General features: G+C 61.2%; 3 protein-coding genes and 1 other RNA gene. 2 read left to right on the top strand and 2 right to left on the bottom strand.

Features of this window, described 5'->3' with window-relative positions; translation table 11 throughout:
* The first annotated feature begins 129 nt into the window (after nucleotides 1-129).
* On the top strand, nucleotides 130-897 hold the full coding sequence (locus AC1XOS_RS19620; protein WP_481963907.1) for an MBL fold metallo-hydrolase: 768 nt from the start codon (nucleotides 130-132) through the stop codon (nucleotides 895-897).
* 59 nt (nucleotides 898-956) lie between these two features.
* Nucleotides 957-4,184 (top strand): S41 family peptidase, encoded by a 3,228-nt coding sequence (locus AC1XOS_RS19615; protein ID WP_481963906.1) that lies wholly within the window; start codon nucleotides 957-959, stop codon nucleotides 4,182-4,184.
* Nucleotides 4,185-4,233: 49 nt separating this feature from the next.
* Here the strand turns inward: AC1XOS_RS19615 and rnpB are convergent.
* Both rnpB and AC1XOS_RS19605 read right to left on the bottom strand, forming a co-directional pair.
* Nucleotides 4,234-4,612, bottom strand: an RNA gene (gene rnpB / locus AC1XOS_RS19610) — RNase P RNA component class A.
* A 5-nt stretch (nucleotides 4,613-4,617) separates the two neighbouring features.
* Nucleotides 4,618-4,952 (bottom strand): MBL fold metallo-hydrolase (locus tag AC1XOS_RS19605; RefSeq protein WP_481963905.1); only part of this gene is annotated, 335 nt, incomplete at its 5' end.

Raw genomic sequence — 4,952 nt, 5'->3', positions numbered from 1 at the left:
GGCAGCATTTGTACCCTCCTCCCCGGCCCTCCTCCCAATCCTGGGAGGAGAGTTGGGGGAGGGAGCAAGAAAAAAAACTCTTTCTCCCCCTCCTCCCAGGATTGGGAGGAGGGGGCAGGGGGGAGGAGGGTGACCGTCACCTTCCTTGGAACAGGAACGTCCACGGGCGTCCCGCTACTTGCCTGCGACTGTGCGGTCTGCCTCTCGACCGACCCTCGCGACAAGCGCACGCGGCCCGCGCTCACGGTGCAGGGGCCGGAGGGGACAATTCTAGTAGACGCGGGCCCGGATTTTCGTACCCAGTGCCTCGCGCAGAAAGTCCGGCGCGTGGATGCCTGCATCTTGACGCACACCCACGCCGATCATCTCTTTGGCCTCGACGATCTGCGGCAGTTCAACTTCCAGTACAACATTCGAATCCCGGTCTACGGCACGGCAGAGACCCTGGAGCGCGTGCAGAGTGTCTACGACTACTGCTTCAAAACGACCCAAGAAGGGGGAGGGAAGCCGCAGCTGGACTTGGTGGAGCTGATCCCATTTCAGCCCTTGATGCTTTGCGGCATCGAGGTGCTCCCACTCTGGCACTGGCACGGGGAGGTAAGAGTCACCAGTCTTCTCTTCAACAAGACCTTTGCCTATGTCACCGATGTCTCAGAGATTCCCGAGGAAACAAGGCCGTCTCTGCAAAATCTCGACACGCTTGTGCTCGGAACGGTGCGCTACGAGCCACACCCGACCCATTTTCACCTAGAGCAAGCAATCGAGGAAGCCAAAGCACTCGGGGCACGGCAGACCTACTTCACCCATCTCTCGCACTACTTCAGCCACAAAGATGTGTCTGAGGAGCTACCCAAAAGCATCGCACTGGCCTACGACGGGCTACGATTGGCGTTTTAACGCAAGAGGCTCTCTGTAATATGCAAAGGAAATTTTGCGATTCAGGTACAATGCCTCCCATGAAACGCCTCTCTCTTGCACTCGCCGCGACTGTGCTGGCCTCGGCGAGCTTTGCTCAAACTTCCGTCTCTTTTCCGCGCTACCCTGGACTCTCCCCCGATGGGAAGACCCTTGTCTTTTCCTATCAAGGCGATCTATGGGTCAGCCCCACCGAGGGGGGAGCACCGGCGCGACGCTTGACATCACATCCCGCCTACGATGGACGTGCGCAGTTCTCGCCCGATGGCAAAGAGATAGGCTTCCAGTCTCTGCGCTATGGCCGCAACGAGGCGTTTGTGATGCCCGCAAACGGTGGCCCCGCGCGACGGCTGACGAACTATGGCGGGGGCAACGGTTTTCAGGGCTGGGCCGCAGGCGGCAAGAAGGTGCTGATTAGCTCCGTGCGTGAGCTGACCCGGCGGGGGCAGACCCTCTACACGGTCAATAACTCCGACAAGCCCGGTCGGCCTATCCCGGTGCTCGGGCTCAACAATCTTATTGGAGGACAGCTCTCCCCCGACGGTACCAAGCTGGTGTTCTCGCGTGGTGCAACCGACTGGCCACGCATCGGCTACCGGGGCAGTGCCAACGCCGATATCTGGGTCTACGATCTCAGCACCAAAGAGTTCAAGCAGCTCACCGATTTTGATGGTCAGGACATGTGGCCGCTCTGGATGCCCGATAGCAAGAACGTCGTTTTTGTCTCGGAGCGTGATGGTGCCTACAACCTCTATAAAATCAGCGCCTCGGGCGGGAAGGCCACACAGCTCACGAAGTATGTCGGGGAGGGGGTTCGCTTTCCCACGGTTTCTGCTGATGGCTCCCGTGCTGCCTTCGAGGTAGGGGATCGAATCGAGACGGTAGCCCTAACTGGAGCGGCAAGTGCGCCTAAGATGGTAGCTTTGGCAGTGGCGGCTGATGACAAGAGTAACCCGGTCGAGAACCTGACACTCAGTAGTGGCGCGTCTGAAGTGGTTCCCAGCGGCGATGGTGAGCAAGTGGGTTTTGTGGTGCGGGGGGATGTCTTTGCAGCTCCAGCCACGGGCGGAAAGGCAGTACGCCTCACCGATGGGCCGCAGCGCGAGGGCGATCTTGCCTGGTCACCCGATGGCAAGACCCTGATCTATGTCAAAGACGGTGACTTCTACGCCCTCACTAGCACCGACACCGACGAGCCCAAGCTCAGCAAGTCGCTCAAGCGCAGCAGCACGCGGCTCACCAGCACCGCCTCCCCTGAGAGCAGCCCGCACTTCTCGCCCGATGGTAAGAAGCTGGCCTATGTCCGTGGCAAGGGCGAGCTGGTGGTCTCGGATGCCGACGGTAAAAACGACAAGGTGGTGATCAAAGTCCTGAACCTGCAAGAGCTAAACTGGTCGCCCGATGGTAAGTGGCTGACCTACTCTGCGGAGGACGAAGAGTTCAACAGCGAGATCTTTGTGCTCTCTCTTGAGCCAGGTAGCAAGCCGATCAATGTCAGCCGCCACCCGCGCAACGACTACGCACCGTCTTTCTCGCCCGATGGCGGCAAGCTGATCTGGATGAGCGAGCGCTCCGAGCGCCAGTTCGATATCTTCTGGGTCTACCTCAAGAAAGATGATGACGAGCGCACAACCGAGGGCTGGCAGCGCCTTAAGGAGAAGAAGAAGCCCGCAGGCCCACCTACGGCACCACCAACAGCCCCAACATTGGCTCCCCCGAACTCGGGGGCGGGGGGGGGAGCTGCGGTGGCAGTGGATGCGGAAGGGATTCATGAGCGGACGCGCCGCCTGACTGCCTCACCGGGCAATGAGACGGGGCCCGTGGTGACGGCGAGCCCGGATGGCTCGACTCTTGTGGCGTTCTCCGCTGGGCCGGAGATTCAGCTTGCGGTGATCGCCGATGGTGCACCCTCGCAGCCGCCGCGCCGCATGGCGGCGGGAGGGGGAGGGCTCACCTGGGCCAAGGGAACTCTGTTCTATCTTGCTCAAGGCGGCACGATTGCTGCCGCCTCGCCCGCCGCCCCCGAGGCACGCCCCGTGGCGTTCCGGGCAAAGCTAACCGCAGATAAACGCGAGCTACAGAAAGCCGTCTTTGAAGAGGCGTGGGAGGTCATGAACCAGGTCTTCTACGATCCGAAGTTCCATGGTGCCGACTGGCCTGCTCTGCGCGAGAAGTACCGCCCGATGGCCGCCGCCGCCTCCGACCCGATGGACTTCTACGACGTGATCCGCTTGCTCATGGGGCACCTGAACTCGTCGCATATTGGCATTACGCCTGGCATTATCTCGGATGGGGGAGCCACCCCAATTCCCACGGGCCTGCTCGGAACGATCTGGGACGAGAGCTACAGTGGCCCTGGCCTCAAAGTGGCGCGGGTTCTGAAAAGTAGCCCCGCCGACCGTGCGGAGTCCAAGCTGCTTCCCGGTGAAGTTATTCTGGCGATTGGGGGAACCACCCTCACCGCAGACACTAACCCCGATGAGCTACTCGCCGACACGGTGGGGGAGAAGCTCCCGCTGACCGTTAAAGGCACCGATGGTAAAGAGCGCGAGGTCTTGATCGTCCCAGCTGCCACCACTGCCGTGGGGAGCCTGCTCTACGACGACTGGACGTCCTCGCGCCAGGAGCTCACCCACAAGCTCAGCGGCGGCAAGCTGGCGTATCTGCACATTCAGGGCATGGACAAGCTCAGCCAAGACAAGTTCGAGGCAGGGCTCTATGCCGAAGCCTATGGCCGCGATGCGCTGCTCATTGATGTCCGTGACAATGGAGGCGGCTCGACGGCGGACTACCTGCTGACAATGCTCTCGCAGCCACGCCATGCCTATACCATCGCCCGTGACGGTGCCCCGGGCTACCCAACGGATCGCCTCCCGTACTACCCCTGGCGCAAACCGGCGGGCCTGCTGATCAACGAGATCAGCTACTCCAACGCGGAGATCTTTGCCCACGCCTTCAAGCAGCTCGACCGTGGCCCGATCTTTGGCATTCCGACCTTTGGCGCGGTCGTCTCCACCGGAGCCGCCTCGCTGCTAGATGGCTCGCAGATTCGCACACCAGGCCGTGGCTGGTACCGCGTGAGTGATGGCGTGAACGAGGAGCACACGGGTGCCGAGCCAGATACCAGAGTCGAGATCAGCCCCACCGATGAGCTCGCAGGCCGCGATCCGCAGCTAGAAGCTGCGGTAAAAGCCCTGATGAGCAAGGCAAAACCCGTCAAGCTCCCTGAGGCCAAGCCCGGTCGTCTTAGCACGAGCACGAAGAAGTAGCCTACGGCTGTAAAGCCCGTGCCGGGCTAATTTAGCCCGGCACGGAATCTGTTGGAGTGGGCCTATAAGCCGGGTTCTGTGTTTGTGTGGTCATCTATCTGCGACGCACGTTACCGTGCGCCTCTTGCGGTCTACCGGAAGGCTCCGCGAGCCGCCTCAACACCTTCCTTTGACCTTGCTTCGAGTGGGGTTTGCCGGGCCGGTACGTCACCGCACCGCCGGTGCGCTCTTACCGCACCATTTCACCCTTACCACCCTCCTCCCTGGCCCTCCTCCCAATTCTGGGAGGAAGGGGAAGGGGGTGGCGGTATCTTTCTGTTGCACTTTCCGTCGGGTCACCCCGCCAGGCCGTTAACCTGCACCCTGCCCTGCGAAGCCCGGACTTTCCTCAGGCAGCTTACGCCCCCTGCGACCACCCGTCCCACTCCAGCGGCTATTCTATCAGGCTCACGCGCTCACCCGCCCGAAGAACCCGATAGGGCTGGCCAATTCGCTCACAAGTCGAGACAAAAAGCTCGGGCGGCTCGGTGTTAAACGTGAACAGCTCATAGTGGCCGGGAATCGCAAGCTTAGCCCCGCTGGCTTTCGCCAGAGTTGCTGCCTCGTCGCCCCAAAGATTGCCGGAGACATGGCGCTCGGGGAGGCGGCCATTGATGGGAAGCAGCGCGAGGGTGGGGGAGTAGAGCGCAAGTAGAGCTTCCATGCCCTCATAAGGAATCGTATCGCCGCTGTGATAGAGCGTCCACGGCCCCAGTTCAATGATAAAGC

The organism is Armatimonas sp. (assembly GCF_964826245.1).
This window is presented reverse-complemented; position numbering and strand designations above follow the sequence as displayed.

What these genes read in the sequence shown, in the direction of transcription:
- AC1XOS_RS19615 (WP_481963906.1), top strand. Translation starts at nt 957, where the DNA reads ATGAAACGCCTCTCTCTTGCACTCGCCGCGACTGTGCTGGCCTCGGCG.